Raw genomic sequence first — 17,479 nt, forward strand, 5'->3', positions numbered from 1 at the left:
CTCCGAGGTCGGCGCGGAGCCAAGCTTCGCTGGTGGGGGCGCCGAGTTCGGAGAACACGGCGACTGCCTGGACGCCGTGCAGGTCGAATCAACCCCCGTCCCCTTTGCGCGGTGGTTAGCTTAGCAGTTCGCGGGCGACGGCGTCGGCGAAGTGGACGCCGCGCGGGGTCAGTTGGATGTGGTCGGCGGTTCGGTTGATCAGTCCTTGGGATCGCAGGTGGTCGAGGGACGCGGCGCACAGGGAACTGATGTCGATGCCGGTGCGTGCGCGGATCTGCGACAGGTCGACTCCATCGATCATCCGAACACCGAACGCCGCACCTTCCCGCGCCGCTTCTTCGGCAACGATGGTCTCCGATTCCGCGATCGGGTTTCCGCCGCTCTCGATCCGTTTCAGGTAAGTCGTCGTGCTACGGTGGTTCATGACACGCTGGCCATCGACAAAGGCCGCGGCGCCGGGGCCGGCCGCGTACCAGGGGTCGCCTTGCCAGTAAGCAAGGTTGTGTCGGCAGCGAAACCCGGACTTGGCGAAGTTTGAGATTTCGTAGTGCCGCAGGCCTGCGGCAGCAAAGACTTCGCGTCCCAAGTCGTACATCGCGATCTCCGTCGATTCGTCGACCTCCGACAGGTCACCGCGGTGCCGGCGGGTCCAGAACGAAGTGCCTTTCTCATACGTCAACGAATAGGTCGAGACATGAGTGATCGGAAGCGATGCCGCAATCCGCAGGTCCTCTGCCCAGGCGGAAACGGTTTCGCCGGGTGCGGCAAAGATCAGGTCGATCGAGACGTTGGGGATTTGGGCGGCGACTTGCTGGATGACCTCCGCCGCGGATTGCCCACTGTGGCTGCGTTCCAGCACCGCCAGTTTGCGGTCGTCAAACGATTGAATCCCCAAACTGACGCGATTGACCCCGAACCCCGACATCACGTCCAGCTTTTCTGCCGTGATGTCTTCGGGGTTCGCTTCCATCGTCCATTCGAATCCGTCGGCCAGATCGAATCGGCGTCGAAGCGATTGGAGGAACCGCTGCAGCCGCGCGATCGGCAGATGCGTCGGTGTTCCGCCGCCGACGAACAAGGTGTCCAGGACGGGAGGGCGATTGGCAATGCCGGCAAGCCGATCCAATTCCTGATCGATTGCCGCCAGATAGCGGTCCATCAAGTCATCGCGATCGGCGACGACGCTGAAGTTGCAGTAACCGCATCGGTGTCGGCAAAACGGGACGTGGATGTACGCCGAGCGTGGAGTGGGCCAGTGCATCGTGACAGGCTGGAAGCCTATCCCACGTTGTTGCATCACTGGCCGGCGCGGAGTTTGTTGAAGTAATCCATGGCGTGCTCGCGCTCGGTGCGGGGCAATTGCTGGTTTTCCAGCGGATCACTTTCTTCGCTGAACGAACTTTCGATCGCGCGTTTGACGTCTTCGCGGCTGATGCCCTTGCGGTTCGGTCCGTCGGCGAACCCCGAGATCACGGCCTTGCCTTTTTTGACCTGCCCGCGGACTTGGGTTTCGTAGGTGTTGGTGTCGCCTTCTTCTTCGGGGCGATCGCCTTGGCCGGCGCCTTCACCGAGTCCATCGCCGGGGCGGTCGCCCTGGCCCATTCCCATCCCCATGCCTTGGCATTGTTGGCAACCGCCGCCGCCACAGGAGCTGCAACGCATCTGTTCTTTCGATTGCGAGAGATCATTCATGGCGTCCTCCAAATCCTTCAGCTCGCTCATCTCTTGCTGCATGTCGCCGAGTTGATCGGCCATCGCATCGAGTGCATCGGCGGCTTGTTTGGAGTCGCCATTTTGCATTGCCTGGGCGGCTTGACCGAGCTTGTCGGCCATTTGCTGCATCTGTTGCGACTGCTGCTTGGATTGCTGCTGCATTTCGTTGAGCTGTTGCTGCATCTTGGCGGCATCTTGCGAACGGCCTTCGCGTTTGGCTTGCTCGATCTTTTCTTTCAGCTCTTCCTGCTTGCGTTTTTGTTCGGCGATCTTTTTTTCGAGCTGGTTTTTGAGTTGCTGGACTTGTTTTTGAAGTTGCTCTTTTTCTTTGTCGGTGAGTTTGCCGTCCTTCATTTTTTCGGCAAGCTTGCGCATCGCCTGTTCGGCTTTGCCGAAGTCGCCCTTGGCGATCGACTTGGCCGCTTCGTCGGCCGGGCCGGCTTGCAGCGAGTTCATCTGTGCCATCGCCTTTCGCATCTGATCGTTGGATCCCAATTGATCGCGGCGTTCTTCAAGCTGTTTCTTCAGATCGTTCAGCGCGATCATCGCCTCCTTTCGATCGACGTTTTTCTTTTCGGTGATCTTGTTCAGATCCTTTTCCAGCTTTTCGAACAGGTCCTGGGCTTCTTTCAGTCCCTTGGCTTCGGCGTTGCGTTTTTGTTGTTCGATTCGCTTTTTCAGCTGCAGCGACGCGCGTTTGACTTGTGCGGCCACGGCGGGATCAATTTCATCGCCGGCGCTGGGGTCGATCGGTCCGGCCGGATCGACCAGAATCAAAACCAGCACCAGGATCGGAGTGATCGCTAGCGGCAGCCATCCGAGTCGGCTGGGTTGGAAGGCGAATTTTTCAGCGATTTTGATTTTGTCGGCCCGCCGATCGGCGTCGCTGATCACCGCCAGCCCGAATTCCGATTCCCGGTCGGCAGCGGACATTGAAAGCGAGCTGCTGAGTCGTTCGCTGAGCCCGAAGCGTTTGTCGACTTCCAACGCCACTCGGTCTCGATTGGGGGCCGTGGCGAGCGCGTAGGCCAATGCACCTAGCACAGCGACGACGATCGACCCGACGATCCAGGCCGTGTTCCAGGTTTGCACGTCCACCTCGACTGCGAGAACGCCCGGAACGGCACAGGCGATCGTGGCGACGATCAACGCGGCAAACAGGGCGACGCATAGCGAACGACCGAAACTACCTAGAATCAGGCGTCGGCGTGCGTTTCGAACTTGGGACTCAATTCGGTTCATGGCGGTAGCCTTGGGTGTGTTGCGGCCTACAATCCAAGTATAGGAACCCAGGGCCGCCCGATGGCAGCGAGATTCCCCCCCGACCTACCCGTTTTTCGTAAATTTCATGGCGGAAACAGCCCCCCAATCACTCCCCGTGGCCCGTGAAAACGGCCTGCCGGACCCGGCAGAGCGGCCCGATGCCGATGTGGTGATTTATGACGGCGACTGCAAGTTTTGCATCGGGCAGGTCAAAAATCTGCGACGGCTGGATTGCTGCGGCGGGCGATTGTCGTTTCTGTCCTTGCATGATCCTCGGGTGGCGGAGCGTTATCCGGACCTGGCATACGACCAGTTGATGGCGCAAATGTACGTCGTCGATTCCCAGGGCCGCCGACACGGGGGCGGGGACGCAGTGCGCTATCTCAGCCGGCGTTTGCCGCTGTTATGGCCAGCCGCTCCGATCCTTCACATCCCTGGAACCGCCAACCTGTGGCGTTGGGCGTACAACCAAGTGGCCAAGCGTCGTTACAAGTTGGCGGGCAAGAAATCCGACGACGGGGGTTGTGAAAACGACGCCTGTGCCGTGCATTTTGGGGAATAGACCAGTGGGATAGGCTTCCAGCCTGTCAGGTCGGCGCAATGACAGGCTGGAAGCCTATCCCACACTTCTACTCAAACCACTTGACGGCGTTTTGGAACATCGCCAGTCCGTCTCCGGCGGCGGGCTGTTCTTTGCGTCGTGTCCAGTACGGATGCTGGGTCGCGTCGATGTGTCGCTCGGGGTGTGGCATCAGTCCGAACACGCGTCCAGTCGAATCGCAGACCCCGGCGACGTTGGCGTCGGCACCGTTGGGATTGGCCGGAAAATCCAGCGGGGTGTCTTCGACGGTGCCGTTGGTGTCGCGGGCATAGCGCAGACACAGCCGACCGGCGTCGCGGAGTTCGCCGAGCACGGCTTGGTCGCGGGCGACGAACTTGCCTTCGGCGTGGGCCATCGGCAGATACATGTGCCGGATGTCACGCAGAAAGACGCATTGGGATCCGTCGGTGGCCAGATCGACCCAGCGGTCTTCGAAGCGACCGTGGTTGTTCCAGGTCAACGTAGCTGGTTCGTGCTCACCGGCGGCGTCGACGTTTTCGGTCAGCACACCCAGTCGCATCAGCACCTGCATGCCGTTGCAAATCCCCAGCACCAGCCGGTCGCCCTTGCCGTGAACGAAGGTGTCGACCAGATCGGCCAGGTGGTTTCGCATCCGGGTCGCCAGAATCCGGCCGGCGGCGATGTCGTCCCCGTAGCTGAATCCGCCGGGCAGGCAGAGGATTTGATAGCGATCCTTTAGCGTCGCGTTTTCGATCAGGCGATTGACGTGAACCCGTTCGGTGCTCGCGCCGGCGCGCTCGAAGGCGTATGCGGTTTCTTCGTCGCAATTGGTGCCGGGGGCACGCAACACGAGGACTCGGGGGGACGACATGTCGAAAGCTTGCAGGACGGGTGGGGCGGACAACAACGGGGGGCCGGCAGCGGGGCATGGGGGCAGCCGGCACCTGAAAACTCTGGCCGCGAGTTTATTCCTTGCCGGCCCGCTTTCCTAGCGGACCAAGACCTTGATTTGCAGCCGGCGGTGCGGGTGGTCCCAACCGACGATGGTGCCGCGGCAGCGCCATTGGTCGTGTCCGGCCTGCTCGAACTCGTCCGCCAATTCGTGGGGAATGTACAGCACCAGGGGCAGCGGCGGGTCGGTGTGGCGGGCCCAAACGGCATAGCCGTCCTTGTAAACGTGCGGATCCTCCTCGCCGCTGTAGAGCAGTCGCCGCTCGATCAGGGTGTCGATTTCGAACGTCATCCCCGTCACCGCTTCGACCAAACGATACAGTTGGTCGTCTTCATTGCGAGAGTTCCACAGATGGGTCGCGGTTTCGGCAAAGGTGATCTCATCGGCCGCTGGCGAATCCGCCGGGGGCACTGCGTCGGCGGCGTCCAGGGCCAGATGCTTTTCGGCCGGTTCCAGGCGTTCGCCCGAGCGGCCATCGGGGGCGACCAGCAATTTCAGCGAGTGAGTCCAGTCCGGCCAACGCGGGATGTCGACCCGCAATTCGATCGTCCAAACCAGGTCGTTGTCACTGAGGTCAAATGAATAGGGCACATCGTCGGGGATCGGAAAATCAAGGTTAAATTCCTTGCGGTCACCGGCGTGAAGCGTCGCGGCGCCTTCGAGTTCATGGCGATCGGTGAAGAACGTGTTGCGGTGTGTCGTGCGATTGCTGCCGCTGCCGCTGACACAAACTTCCATTCCTGTCAGCTCGGCACTGATCGAATTGATTGTGAAGCGACGCTTGGGCTGGAACGCCAACTGCGCCCGGACTCGCCCGCCCGGTGCGACCTGGGGCGTGATCAAATCGACATGAACGTTGCCGAGCAGCCACTTCGGCAGCAGCTTTTTGGCGGCGATCAAGCCCATCAGTGGCATGATAATGCCCGCCGCAATCAGCCCTGCGAACGGATTGACGACAAAGGCGACGACCAGGAAGCCCAGCCCGACCGCCATCATGCCCAGCACCAAGATGACCAATCCATACCCGATGCAGCCTCCCACGGCGGTGGCCGTCGGCGAATCGGAGTGATCGGGGCCGCTGGTCGGACGCATCACGAATTCCGCGGTGGCTTTCGGATCGAAGGCCCAAGGGATCTTTGCCCGCGCGTCGATGTAGTGATCGACGTTGATGTACTTGCCGTGATAGCTGGGCGGCCACGCGGCGACTTCCAATTCAAATCGATACGATTCGCGCTGGCCGGCACTCCATTGACCGACAAATAGCGTGACGGTTTCGGTGGTGCCCCGGGCGACGTTGCCGCGACCGTGGGTTCGCCACCCCGAGCTGATTTCTAATCCCTTGCAGTTCACATCGGCGTCGGCCAACACGTGCAACGTCCCGGTGATCTTGTCACCACCGACATAAACGCGATCGGGGTGGTCCAATTCAATCGATAAATCGCATTTCGCCATGTTGATTGACCTGAGCTTGCACGATGTCGTAAAGGTAACTTTCGATGCTCCGAACATCGGTCCCGAATCGGCGAATCAATTCCGCCGCATCGTCTTGGCCGATGCGGGGGACGGGACGCAGCGGATCGCGCCGCGACGCCGTGATGCGTCGATTCAGGATTTCGGTGAGCTGCGTGACCGAGAGTGACAAACCGATCCGTTCGGTCGTCACCGTGTATCCGGCACGGCGGAGCGGCCCGGACAAATCGTTGTGAGTTGCTACAACCAGGGGCACGCCGCTGGCCAGCACCTTGCGTCGGATCCGCCAGGGCAACCGTTGGGCTTCATCGATCAGCAGCGGATCGCCGGTCGGAATCGACGGGCAGGGCTGGTCTTCAGGCAGGTAGACGTAGCTGGCCGAAGGAAACCGCTTGTGGAGCGCGAGCATGCGGGTGGTTTTGCCACGACCACATTCCCCGATCAACTGGTAGGCGCACCGGGCCTGAAACACAATCTTGCCGTCGGCATCGGATCGATGACCGATCGCCGCAACGATCTCATCGATCGAAACCACGGCCAGTTCGGCGCGCTCGCTGCGTGTTAGTTCGCCAAAGGGATTGCGAAACCAGTTGGCCCCCGGCCAGCGTGACTGGGGACGCGGTGCCAGCGATGGCGTACAATCGTGAGCGATCGGCCGTTGCTGGGACGTGCGCTGGTGCTCCGACACAGCGGAGGATGTTTTCGCGGGCTGAGACATTTTGCTACTATGCCGCTGGGGCGCGCCATTGGCAAGGTTGATCGGGAGCAGTCGGTCGGCACCGCGCTGCTGGACTTTTCCATTCCTTTTCCACTAAACCCTCACGCAGGCGGATTTGATGAGCGAAACGTTTACCGACCCGACCGGTTCGACGGTCGTCTCCGCCCCGACGCTGTACCGGCGCAGCGGCAAGGTCTCGCCGGTCAGCCTGGTCGTGGCCGCCGCCGTGTTGATTCCACTGGGGATCCTGTTTGGTGCCATCTATTCGGCCGCGGTTGTTTATCTGCCGTTCATCAAGCTGCGTGGCCTGGTCACGTTTTTTGTCGGTGCCGGTTTTGGGGTGATCGCCGGTTCGTTGTGCTACAAGCTGAAGTACCGCAGTTGGATGATGACGTTTCTGACCGTGATCGGATTCACGGCGATTGGTTACTACAGTTCGTGGGCGGTCCATCCGGCGCTGGTGATCGGTGCCGGTGAACTCGGCGAAGACTTCGTGCCGCTGATGCTCCAAGGCTTTGACCCGCTGATGATTTTCGGTTGGATGAAGGGAATCTATACCGATGGTATCTGGGCCATGGGAGCCGGCGGTGGGGGCGCGCTTTCTGGATGGGGAGCGGTCGCGGTTTGGGTGTTGGAAGCCGGATTGATCTTCGGCACCGCGTTCGTTTCCGGCATGGCCGCCTACGGGAATCGTCCGTTCTGCGAGAATTGTTACCGCTGGAATGAGGAGACCGAGGAGTTGGCGGTGTTGCCGGTGTCGACGACCGATCCGGCTTGGAACCAAGTCCGAAACGGAAACTTCGATGCACTGAAGAAACTTCAAATCGCTCCCGATTCGGACGCCAGCTATGTCGAACTGAGGCTGGCCGATTGCCCGACCTGTGACGAGAGTGATTACTTGTCCGCGATCGGCATCACGTTGACGGTGGACGAAGGACAGTTAAAAAAGAACGAGACCGACATCTTTCGCAACTTGAGCGTGACGCGGCAGCAGCGTGATGAAATCGTCGAGTTTGCCGCGGCGATGGCCGAAGCCGTCCAGTTGATGAAGGAAGAAGAGGCGTTGAATGAACAAACCGGCGAGGACGCCGAACCGCCCGTCGGCGAGGATTCCGAAACGAACGAGCCATCATGACCACTGACGACGCGGCAAACAGCCACGCCGACACCACGCCACGAAGATCCGTTTATGTCTCCGCCGTCGATTGGTGGATCGCGATTCTGTTGATGCTGGGGCCGGTGATCTGTGTCGGCATGACCGGAATTCTGTTGCAGCAAGGCCGCCAGCAAGATGCCTTGTATTGTCTGCTGGCCGGTGCGGCAACGCTGTTGGTCACCGGAATGTTCACCGTCCCCTGCCGCTACACCATTCTGCCGGACATGTTATCGATCCGCTGCGGCATCCTGTTCATGCGCGTGCCACTGCGGCAGATCAAGGCGATCGAACCGAGCGGCAGTTGGTTGAGCGGACCGGCGCTGTCGGTGCGACGGGTCAAGATCAGCACCGCCTCGCGGTTCTACCTGGTCTCGCCGGTCGACCGCGAGCGGTTCATCGACGAATTGACGGCGGCGGTTGAGGGGGCTGGGTAGGAGGCTTGTCGACGCGGCTCGGTTTCACTTCGCGACAACCGATCCACGCTGCCATGCGGTCGTGAAATTAACTGCTGATTCACAACGATGCGTTCCCGCTCCCAAATGGCTCCCCTCTCCCCAAAACAGATCGCGCGAAAATCAGTGATCAAAGAGTGACGTTGACCGCGATCTGTTTTGGGGAGAGGGGCTGGGGGTGGCCTGGGCTGGCGAAAATCAATGGAACTTGGAACGTTGGGTAGGTTCGGGGACGTTCAGCGATTCTGCTGGATCCCTCGATTGCAAATTGCAAACTGTTCATTGCAAAATTCAAATTTGCAGGGAATCGTCGCTCAAATCATTTCGCAATTTGCACTGTTCATTTTGCAATTTTCAATCGTTGCCGGTTCACCAGTTTTCGACGCCACGTACTTTTCATCAGGCTAGGCTGGGGTGAGGTGCCGTGCAGCCAATCAGTTTTCGCGGCGCTGGCCCCCTCATCCCCAGCCCTTCTCTGTGCGCAAAGCCGGGGGAGCAGGGAGCCTTTGTAAGTTGTGTCGAAATCAATGCTGCCAAGGAGCGTGAATTCCCAATAACCACCTGCCCTCTGCCGCCGCTGGTCGCTACTTAGACTTCCGAAACACGAACTCGTTGCAGCCCCAGCCGTTGCCGACGGTGGTCAGATTGATCAGCTGAAACCGTCGGGCGACCAGCGGCAGGATGATGTCCTCGGGCTTGGCGACTTCGAACGGCAACCCGCCGATCCAATCGACCCAATCATGCCAGGCCGACATGCCGCGATCGCTGCGCTTTTGTTTCCAGTCGGCAAAGGGCAGCGGATTGCGTCCTCTGGCCAGTCGCGCCAGCGCGAATTTAGATTCGTACCATGCCGCAACCGTCGCGACCCAAATCGGCCGCACCGCTTTCGGCAGACGGTGATACGTTCGTTTGATCCACAGCCAACGTCGACTCGCGCCGCCCTGGTCGTTGTAAATCGCGATCGCAAATCGTCCGTCGTCGGCGACACGTGCGGCGGCCAGTTCGATCGCGCGCTGCATCTGGCCGGTGTGATGCAGAACGCCCCAGCTGTAGACGACATCGAACCGTCCCAGCGACTCCATCAGCGTTTCATCCAACGCGGACCCTTGGCGGATTTCCCAGCGCGAGGGTGGAGCCGATTCACGTTCGCGCAAACGCTCGGTGCAGGCGACACACTGGGGATCAAAGTCGATCGAGACGACCTGGGCGCCCAAACGAGAGGCGGCCAACGAAAACAGTCCGCTGCCGCTGCCGAGGTCCAAGAAGCGTTGGCCGTGCAATGGTTTGCTGTTCGCCGCGTCGTCCAGACGCAACAACTCGGCTAACGAACGACAGGCTTGGTCGATGCGTTGATCGTCCAGCTGGTTCAGGAAGGAGGCCCAGTTTTCACCGAACGCGAACCGCGCTTCGCTCATTGCGATTCCAAATCCAATAGGAACTGTTTGGTCTGCAGCCCGCCCGGTGCGCTGAACCCCCGCAATTTGCCACCGGCACTGACCACACGGTGACAGGGGATGACCAGCAGCACCCGATTACGGGCCATCGCGGCGCCGACGGCGCGACTGGCAGCACGGTTTCCCGCCCGATGTGCCAGTTCTTTGTAAGTGTTCGTCGTTCCCGGTGTGATCTCCCGACAGCATTGATAAACCCGTTTGGTGAACTCTGTCCAACCTTGTTCGTCCAAGCGGACTCCATCGAACGCCGCGTGACCGGTGGCAAAGTACTCGTGCAGCCGTTGGTCCAGATCTTCCGCGCGCCCGTCGCAGAAGCCCATGCCGTGTCGGTCGCGTTGACAGTCTTCCCAACGCAAGGAATAGAGCCCCGCGGGTGTCCACGTTGACGTCATCGTTCCCAGCACGGTGGTGTGAACGGATTCCACGGCGGATGGCACAGGCTGTGCCGCAATCGCTGGGGTGGTGGTCACTGCCATGATGGATCCGCCGGAGAGACGATGAATTGGGGGACGCGAGAGGCTCTGTTATAGCGTTCGCCCCGTGCCCTCAATACCGCAAAGACGTAGCCAGGCTCGATGCGAGCGCGGAAATCCCGGCGACACACCTTCTGGCGAAGGTAGCTACGTTCGTTTGGCATTTACATCGAGGCACTCGTGTCAATCAGGCGCGCTTTGCCAGGGACGATTGCACCGATTCGACCCAGTCGTCGTGGGCGACCATGTGTTGCCGTTGGATCAGCGCGTCGGCTTCGGCTTGTCGTTGCAGCCTTCGCAGCGGCGCCGAAAAATCGTTGCGGCACTCACCGGTCGGGCCCGCCGCGGCGACCATTTGGGCCGCGAGTTCCGGGCCGCGAGTGCGGACCATTTCATCTTCGGCGGAGGCGTAGAACTGGCAGCTTCCCGGATCGCCTTGACGTCCGGCGCGTCCGGCCAGTTGGCGATCGACCCGTCGGCAGGCATGCATTTCGGCGGCGGCGACATGCAACCCGCCGGCGGCCCGGGCAGCGGAATCGAGTTTGATGTCGGTTCCGCGGCCGGCCATGTTGGTCGCGACGGTGACGGTTCCCGCGGCACCGGCTCGGGCGACGATCGACGCCTCTTCGTCGTCCTGCAAGCCGTTCAAGACGACGTGCGCGATGCCTTTGGCGGCCAACCGCCTACTCAGCTGCTTACTCTCCTGGATCGTCCGCGTCCCGATCAAAACCGGCTGGCCACGTCGACTTCGCCCGGCTGCGTCGTCGGCGATCGCGTCGAATTTGTTTTCACACGAGTCAAAGCACCGCAGCGGAAGCGGTTTCCGCTGGCAGGGGCGGTGGGTTTCGACACGGACGACGGGCAGACGATAGAACTCGCGCAGCTCCGATTCACTGTCCTCGGCCGTCCCGGTCAGTCCGGCCACACCGTCGTAGAACCCGATGTAGCGCTGACGGGTGATCCGGGCGTGGGTTTCGTTTTCGGCGGTCGCTTCGACGTGCTCTTTGACCTCGACCGCCTGGTGCAGCCCGCTGCTCCATTTGCGTTCGTCATGGATGCGGCCTGTGTTTTGGTCGACGATCATGACTTGATCGTCTCGCACGACGTAATCGACGTCGCGCTGGAGCATGCATTCGGCGCGGAGCGCGTTCTCGACCAACTGGCTCCAGGGGCGGGCCAGCTGGCCTGCCGGGCGTCCGTCGAATGCTTCGTGGACGACCTTCCATCCCTGGGCTGTCAATCGTACCGTGCGCTTGACGTTGTCGATCACATAGTCGCGACGGTTGCTTAATTCCAACGCCACGCGGCGGGCGAATTGATACAGCGCCGGCGCGGTCGCCGCGCGGCTTTTCCCACCGCTCAAGATCAACGGCGTCGTCGCTTCGTCGATCAACACGCTGTCGGCTTCGTCGATGATCGCGAACGCGTGGCCGCGTTGGGCGGGCGTGGATTCGCGGTGGTCGATCCCTTGCAGCGAGCGGAGGAATTGGTCGCCGAGTCGCATGCGTTGGCGAGAACGAAGTGCCAGTTGGTCTTTCAGAAAATCGAATCCGAACTCATACCCCGGACCATAGGTGATGTCGCAGGCATAAGCGTCGATCTTCTCTTCGATGGGGCCTTGGGGTTGCAGCAGTCCGACGCTGAACCCGAGCAAGTCATAGACGGGTTTCAGTTCATCGTGGTCGCGCCGGGACAGGTAGTCGTTGGTGGTCGCGACATGGACGCCCCGCCCGGACCAGGCGTGCAGCACCGTCGGCAGCGCCGTGGTGATCGTCTTGCCCTCGCCGGTTTGGATCTCCGCGATCGCACCGGCCGAGAGCACGAATCCGCCGCATAGTTGGACGTCGTAGTAGGACATCCCCGTCACACGCCGCAGCGCCTCGCCGGTCAATGCAAACGACTCGACGACGTTTTCGACCAGGATGGCCTGGTCGCGGGTGCGAATCCGATCGCGACACTGTGCGGCAACGACTCGAAAGGATCGATCGTCGAGCGCGGCGAGTTGTCGAGCGCGGTCCCGAATCTGTTCGATCCACTGCCCTGTCGATTGCGACACCGTTTGCATGCCACGCTTCGGTTGCCCGGTCAGGCCGCGATAGCTGGTGATGGTGGGGCGTGAGCGGAGCATGGACGGTGCGTGACGCGTGAAAACCGAAGGAGACACGTCGTGAAAATCGACGGAATCACTTCGCACACTTCACGCGTCTTCAGGGTGCCAGCCGGACAGGACGGGAAAAACGTGTTTCCAGGTGTGACAATCGTTCTGGCGGGAATAACCGGGCGGGTTCGAGAATGCTGGGTAAGAAGATTTCGGAGGTAAGAAATTATCGCCCCTCCCCTCGCTGCGCTCGCCCCTCCCTGCCAGGGAGGGTTAATTGCCAAAAGCCGCAGAGCGTCCGCCAGCGAGGGTCACATCGGTTGCAGTCCACGCTAGCCGCGGCGGATTTCGCTGCCTTTGAAGTACAGGGTGATTCGATACACCTTTTTTTGGCGGCAGGTGATCTTGCCGGTTTCCAAGTTGACTTTTTCGGGGATGGCCCGGCGGCGGACGTCGATCATGGCGTGGTAACCGCGTTCGGAAAAGATGTCGATCAACATCTGCAATGCCAGCGGGTTGTCCAAGATTTCGTCTTCGCTGCTGATCGTCGCGCGGCCGGAGATGGCGTGCCGCAAGATGATCGGTACCAGCTTGGCTTCGATCAATTCGACGACGGCATGGAAGATTTCTCCGTGATCGTACTCGTAGGCATCCAATCGACTGACCAGATCACGGCGCGCGTGTTGGATGATGTCACTGGCCAGCGGGATGTCGCCGATCGCATGGAACGTTCTCGGGTCCAGCTCCAACGAACTCTGGTATTCCAGTTCGTTGAGAATGTTCTCCTGGACGACGACCAGATCGGCCTGGGCGTTGATGAAGTGGAAGTGAAAGATTTGCTTCAGCGAGACAAGCGCGTCGTAGGTCTTTTCCTTGAACACGCGATAACGGTTTCGCGCCAGCGCCTCGTTGAAGTCGGTGGCGCGTTCTTCCCATAGTTCTCCGATCCCGCTGCGGGCGACCTCTTCGTTGTGCGCGATGACTTGACGACCACGAGACAATTGGCGTTTGACGCTCTCGGATTCGTCGACGAACAACACCATGATGTGAAACACCGGCGGTTTCATCTGCACCAGGTGCGGGTTGTCGATCAGCTCACGGCGGAGCGCTTTCATGCGGTCGTAAAGCGACTTCAGGCATTCGACCTGGACCTTGGTGCGGGGAAAACCGTCTAGGATCGCGCCGTTTTGATACTCCGGTTCCAACAGTTTGCGGAACACCAGCGAAACGACTTCGCGGTCGCCGACCATGCCGCCACGGGCTTTGATCTGTTGCGCTTCGGGGGTGCTGAGCAGCTCGCTGACCACGATCGGCTCGGCCGTGATGTCACGGACCTGGCGGATGAAGTCGGTGTTGGTGCCCTTGCCGGCACCGGGGGCTCCGCCCAGCAGGATCAGTTCGGTGGGAAAGCGGAGGTTCAGTTTTCCCTTTTCGAATTCCAGTTCTTTCCAGACGGAATTGAAGATCAATTGCGCGTCTTTGACCTCAAGATCGGCCGGCGGATTCGGCTTGGGTTCGGGATCAGCAGCAGGGTTCACGATGCAAGGGTCTGGGCTGGGCGGAACGGACGAGGAATCGGCAGGCTATAGGGTAGCACGGTCGGATCAATACGGCACGTCGATCGAATCACATAAGAAACGCATCAAGGGTCTGGCCTGTTTGACACGCTGGACGATCAAATCCACGATCCCGTCGCCGGTTAGCTCCGCCTCGCTCAGCGGCGCGATCGCGATGAAATCCTTGCGCCGCAGGTCTTCGATCATCGGATGGTCTTTGGGGTAATCGCGGGGGGCCGTTTTCAGGCTCTCGCCGACGAATTCGTAATCCGCCCGAAAGGCCTTGTTGTCGCGGGCCCGTTTCCAGGCTTTCGGGTCGGCGTCGATGGCGGCCCGGATCGACGAGAGCACCGTGCTATCGGGCCGCCAGCTGCCGGCCCCGATAAAGCACTCACGCGGCTCCAGATGCAAGTAGATGCCGGGGGCGTGAATGTCCTTGCCCGCCTGATGGCGAAACGAAATCCCGACGTTGGTCTTGTAAGGGTCCTTGTTCTTACTGAATCGGGTGTCACGGTAGATTCGCATGATCGAACCGTTGTGCGCCTTGGGGACGACATGCAGCATCGGGGCGCAGCGTGCGAGTGGTTTTTCCAGCCGTGCGACCAACTCGACCGCCGGACCGAGCACGTCTTGCTGGTACAGATGCTTGTGCTCGGCGAACCACTCGCGATCGTTGTTCTGTTTCAACTTGCGAAGAAACGAGAAAAGCGATTTGGGAAGAATGGCGTGACTCATACAGACCACCGGTGAGGGGGGAGGACGTCGCATCGTGGGATCGCGCAGAACCCTCGCGCAGGGCCGAACCGGCTGGTGTCAAGTGCCTCTCAGCCGTCTGGCGCCAGCCCATTGCCACCTACGTCATGAGCCGGCGGCGCTAGCCGCGGGCCTTGGATTGCCCTTCGAGACTTGGAAGGCCCGAGGCTAGCGTCTACGGCTCAGTTTGTGATCGAAAGTGGAAAACGATGCTCAGCGTTGCAGTCTAGGATCGACGGCGCTAACGTTGCGTCGGGGTGATCCCGCGTTCCTGCACGAGTTTGGCTGCCGCCGTCCTCTTTGCCAAGTGTCGCTGGGCGACGTTGATGATCGTGCGGGCAAATTCGGCTCGGGTGGGTGCGTCGATTTGCGGCATCCGATCGACCATCTCCAACATGCCCTCGGGGTTTTTCTCGCAGGCTTGGGAGATCTGGCTGATGAAGCTGGCGGTTTCGATGAAGTTGTGATCCGCCGATTTTCCGATCAACCCGCCCAGCGAACGGGCGATGATGTCGGCACCCAGGCTTTCGAATTTGATGTAGCAATCCAGGGTGCCGGTGACGGTGGTCGATCCGTCCGCGGCGGCCGCGTAGGTGCTTTTGAAGACGAACACGCCTTTGCCCAGGATCGGTTTTTGGACGAATTTGCCATCGTACATCCCGTCGGCCAGGAAAACGTGCAGGTTGCGATCACCGTACAGCAAGTCGATCTGGCAGGTCGTTCCGCTGCCGTCGACCGCGTCCAGTCGGTAGGGCCCGACACGGGTCGCCTGGACCTTGGTGATCCCCATCAAATCCCAAATTCCGATGATCGCTTCGGGATGCCGGGTCAGAAACAGAAACAGTTCTTCGTCACAGCGAATCGCCTGGGTGGGCAGACGGCGGAAAAGCGTCGGCTTGTCCGTCACCGCGGCGAGTTTTTCTTGCGCGTGCTCGGTCAGACGCTCCATCGGCAGGGCGCTGAGCAACTCGTTCTGGCGCGAGGACGTCCCGCCGGTTTTTCCGCCCAACAGCGACCGCAGACCAAACAGGTCACCGCGCGACGCTTGATCGTCTCGGTCGTCGTCCTGGTCGGAGTGGGCGTGGGTGGCCGAGCGGTAGCGAGATTTTCCCGCCGGGCCGTCGGCGGCACAGGGCGAACCGGCCAGCGCCGAGCACAAGGCCAAGGCGACCAGCAACCCCGGCGCGGATGGCCGCGGGGCGGGCGAGCCGGAGACGTGCCAAAGGCCCGCGATCGTGTGTCCCCTCGTCTTGGCCACCAATATCCCTGCGTCGTGTTCGGAACGCGTCTTGTTGGGAACGCGCCGTGTTCGGAACTGGGGCCGCACCGGCCACCATCCCACCGGTAAGGATTCGGCGATTGGCGGTCGGAGAGTTGAGTCAAAACCGGCACGCCCGCCCGGCCGGGCCTTTCGCCGGTGCGCCGGCTGGGCCGCCCGCCGACGATTTCCCCGATCTTGCCCGAATTCGTTCAAGTTGCTGGGACTCGACACTGCACAGCGGATCTCGATAATCGCATCCCAGCGATGCAGATCACACTCCCCCCTCACACACCCAAACGACCGATGGCGAAGAAAACGATTGACCAAGTTGACGTGGCAGGCAAAACCGTGCTGATGCGAGTCGACTTTAACGTCCCGCTTGATGACACCCAAACGATCACCGACGATCGACGCATCCGAATGGCATTGCCGAGTATCAAAAGCGTGGTCGATCGGGGCGGCAAGCTGATCCTGATGAGCCACCTCGGCCGTCCCAAGGGAGATCCCTCGGACGCCGCTAAGTTCTCGCTCGCCCCGGCCGCCAAACGGCTCGGCGAATTGTTGGGCAAGCCGGTCGCGTTCGCCAACGACACCGTGGGCGAGGATGCGACGGCCAAATCTGCGGCGCTGGCCGACGGCGACGTGCTGGTGCTGGAGAACCTGCGATTCAACGACGGCGAAAAGAAAGGCGACGCCGAGTTCGCCGGAAAACTGGCCGCGATGGCCGACGCGTACTGCAACGACGCGTTCGGAACCTGCCACCGCAAAGACGCGTCGATGGTTGCGGTCCCCGAAGCGATGGAAGGCAAACCGCGCGTGGTCGGACACCTGGTCGCCAAAGAAATCCAATACCTCAGCGACGCGATCGCCAACCCCGAGCGGCCCTTCGTGGCGATCCTGGGCGGGGCGAAGGTCAGCGACAAAATCAACGTGATCAACAACCTGCTGGGGATCTGCGATTCGGTGCTGATCGGCGGCGCGATGGCCTATACGTTTTCGTTGGCCAAAGGCGAATCGGTCGGCAACAGCTTGGTCGAAAAGGACAAGGTCGATCTGGCAAAGGAATTGATCGACAAAGGCGGCGACAAGCTGGTGCTGCCGGTCGACACCCACTGCGGCGACGATTTCGGGGATCCCGAAGGCTGCAACAAGGAAGTGGTTCCGGCCGGCAAAATCAAAGACGGCTTCGAGGGCATGGACATCGGACCGGCGACGAGCGCCAAGTACGCCGAGATCTTGGCGGCGGCCAAAACGATCGTCTGGAACGGCCCGATGGGCGTGTTCGAAAAACCTCCGTTTGATGCCGGAACCAAAGCCGTCGCCCAAGCGGTCGCCGATAGCGATTCGATCAGCATCATCGGTGGCGGCGACAGCGCGGCCGCCGTCGACCAGCTCGGGTTTGCCGACAAGGTCAGCCATGTCAGTACCGGTGGCGGTGCCAGTTTGGCGATGCTCGAGGGCCAGTCGTTCGCCGCGGTCGATCTGCTGGACGAAGCCTAGGGGCCAGGGGCAGAAACGCCGCGTTGAGAAACGACCCTCCCGGGCCGGGAGGGTCGAGCGAGGGGAGGGTCAAACGTAGCTACCTTCGCCAGAAGGTG

Annotated in this window: 15 protein-coding genes; 4 read left to right on the forward strand and 11 right to left on the reverse strand. The window is 60.9% G+C overall.

The genetic code is table 11. The annotated features are described in order from the left end of the window. Nucleotides 1-115: 115 nt before the first annotated feature. The gene (gene hemW / locus H1B37_RS04750) at nucleotides 116-1,261 is read right to left on the reverse strand and encodes a radical SAM family heme chaperone HemW (protein WP_182865478.1); all 1,146 of its coding nucleotides are present in this window, start codon (nucleotides 1,259-1,261) and stop codon (nucleotides 116-118) included. A 35-nt stretch (nucleotides 1,262-1,296) separates the two neighbouring features. Next, entirely contained in the window at nucleotides 1,297-2,955 is a 1,659-nt protein-coding gene (locus tag H1B37_RS04755; RefSeq protein WP_182865479.1) for a hypothetical protein, read from the reverse strand. Between the two features lie 106 nt (nucleotides 2,956-3,061). Between H1B37_RS04755 and H1B37_RS04760 the strand changes: the two genes are divergently transcribed. Further along, the gene (locus H1B37_RS04760; protein WP_182865480.1) at nucleotides 3,062-3,538 is read left to right on the forward strand and encodes a thiol-disulfide oxidoreductase DCC family protein; all 477 of its coding nucleotides are present in this window, start codon (nucleotides 3,062-3,064) and stop codon (nucleotides 3,536-3,538) included. 67 nt (nucleotides 3,539-3,605) lie between these two features. Here the strand turns inward: H1B37_RS04760 and H1B37_RS04765 are convergent, their stop codons facing one another. The 3 genes from H1B37_RS04765 to H1B37_RS04775 all read right to left on the reverse strand — a co-directional run bounded on the left by H1B37_RS04765 (nucleotide 3,606) and on the right by H1B37_RS04775 (nucleotide 6,678). After that, a complete protein-coding gene (locus H1B37_RS04765) occupies nucleotides 3,606-4,409 on the reverse strand; it encodes a phosphoribosylformylglycinamidine synthase subunit PurQ (RefSeq protein ID WP_182865481.1) in 804 nt (267 codons plus the stop codon). Between the two features lie 117 nt (nucleotides 4,410-4,526). Continuing rightward, complete coding sequence (locus H1B37_RS04770) at nucleotides 4,527-5,942, reverse strand: sporulation protein (protein ID WP_182865482.1); 1,416 nt, start codon at nucleotides 5,940-5,942, stop codon at nucleotides 4,527-4,529. Next, nucleotides 5,917-6,678, reverse strand: a complete 762-nt coding sequence (locus tag H1B37_RS04775; protein WP_182865483.1) for a hypothetical protein — start codon at nucleotides 6,676-6,678, stop codon at nucleotides 5,917-5,919. The genes H1B37_RS04770 and H1B37_RS04775 overlap by 26 nt, the downstream gene beginning before the upstream one ends. A 118-nt stretch (nucleotides 6,679-6,796) precedes the next feature. On the opposite strand from H1B37_RS04775, the gene H1B37_RS04780 reads away from it, so the two are divergent. Beyond that, on the forward strand, nucleotides 6,797-7,813 hold the full coding sequence (locus H1B37_RS04780; RefSeq protein WP_182865484.1) for a hypothetical protein: 1,017 nt from the start codon (nucleotides 6,797-6,799) through the stop codon (nucleotides 7,811-7,813). Further along, the gene (locus H1B37_RS04785) at nucleotides 7,810-8,268 is read left to right on the forward strand and encodes a PH domain-containing protein (protein ID WP_182865485.1); all 459 of its coding nucleotides are present in this window, start codon (nucleotides 7,810-7,812) and stop codon (nucleotides 8,266-8,268) included. The genes H1B37_RS04780 and H1B37_RS04785 overlap by 4 nt, the downstream gene beginning before the upstream one ends. Nucleotides 8,269-8,870: 602 nt before the next feature. Here H1B37_RS04785 and H1B37_RS04790 read toward each other — a convergent pair. From H1B37_RS04790 to H1B37_RS04815, 6 genes are all read right to left on the reverse strand, one after another. Further along, nucleotides 8,871-9,701: a class I SAM-dependent methyltransferase gene (locus H1B37_RS04790; RefSeq protein ID WP_182865486.1), complete on the reverse strand. Its 831-nt coding sequence runs from the start codon at nucleotides 9,699-9,701 to the stop codon at nucleotides 8,871-8,873. Next, on the reverse strand, nucleotides 9,698-10,210 hold the full coding sequence (locus H1B37_RS04795; protein WP_220498044.1) for a methylated-DNA--[protein]-cysteine S-methyltransferase: 513 nt from the start codon (nucleotides 10,208-10,210) through the stop codon (nucleotides 9,698-9,700). The genes H1B37_RS04790 and H1B37_RS04795 overlap by 4 nt, the downstream gene beginning before the upstream one ends. Before the next feature lie 190 nt (nucleotides 10,211-10,400). Then, nucleotides 10,401-12,341 carry a preprotein translocase subunit SecA gene (locus tag H1B37_RS04800; RefSeq protein WP_220498045.1) on the reverse strand — a complete coding sequence of 647 codons (1,941 nt, stop codon included), beginning with the start codon at nucleotides 12,339-12,341 and terminating at the stop codon, nucleotides 10,401-10,403. Between the two features lie 302 nt (nucleotides 12,342-12,643). Continuing rightward, a complete protein-coding gene (locus tag H1B37_RS04805; protein ID WP_353620779.1) occupies nucleotides 12,644-13,849 on the reverse strand; it encodes a nucleoside monophosphate kinase in 1,206 nt (401 codons plus the stop codon). 66 nt (nucleotides 13,850-13,915) lie between these two features. Next, nucleotides 13,916-14,635 (reverse strand): DUF2461 domain-containing protein, encoded by a 720-nt coding sequence (locus H1B37_RS04810; RefSeq protein WP_286177411.1) that lies wholly within the window; start codon nucleotides 14,633-14,635, stop codon nucleotides 13,916-13,918. Nucleotides 14,636-14,861: 226 nt separating this feature from the next. Further along, on the reverse strand, nucleotides 14,862-15,878 hold the full coding sequence (locus H1B37_RS04815; RefSeq protein ID WP_182865489.1) for a hypothetical protein: 1,017 nt from the start codon (nucleotides 15,876-15,878) through the stop codon (nucleotides 14,862-14,864). Between the two features lie 306 nt (nucleotides 15,879-16,184). On the opposite strand from H1B37_RS04815, the gene H1B37_RS04820 reads away from it, so the two are divergent. Continuing rightward, nucleotides 16,185-17,381, forward strand: a complete 1,197-nt coding sequence (locus H1B37_RS04820) for a phosphoglycerate kinase (protein WP_182865490.1) — start codon at nucleotides 16,185-16,187, stop codon at nucleotides 17,379-17,381. Nucleotides 17,382-17,479: the final 98 nt, after the last annotated feature.

This window comes from Stieleria mannarensis (assembly GCF_014154935.1).
In the GTDB taxonomy this organism is placed as follows: Bacteria; Planctomycetota; Planctomycetia; order Pirellulales; family Pirellulaceae; genus Stieleria; species Stieleria mannarensis.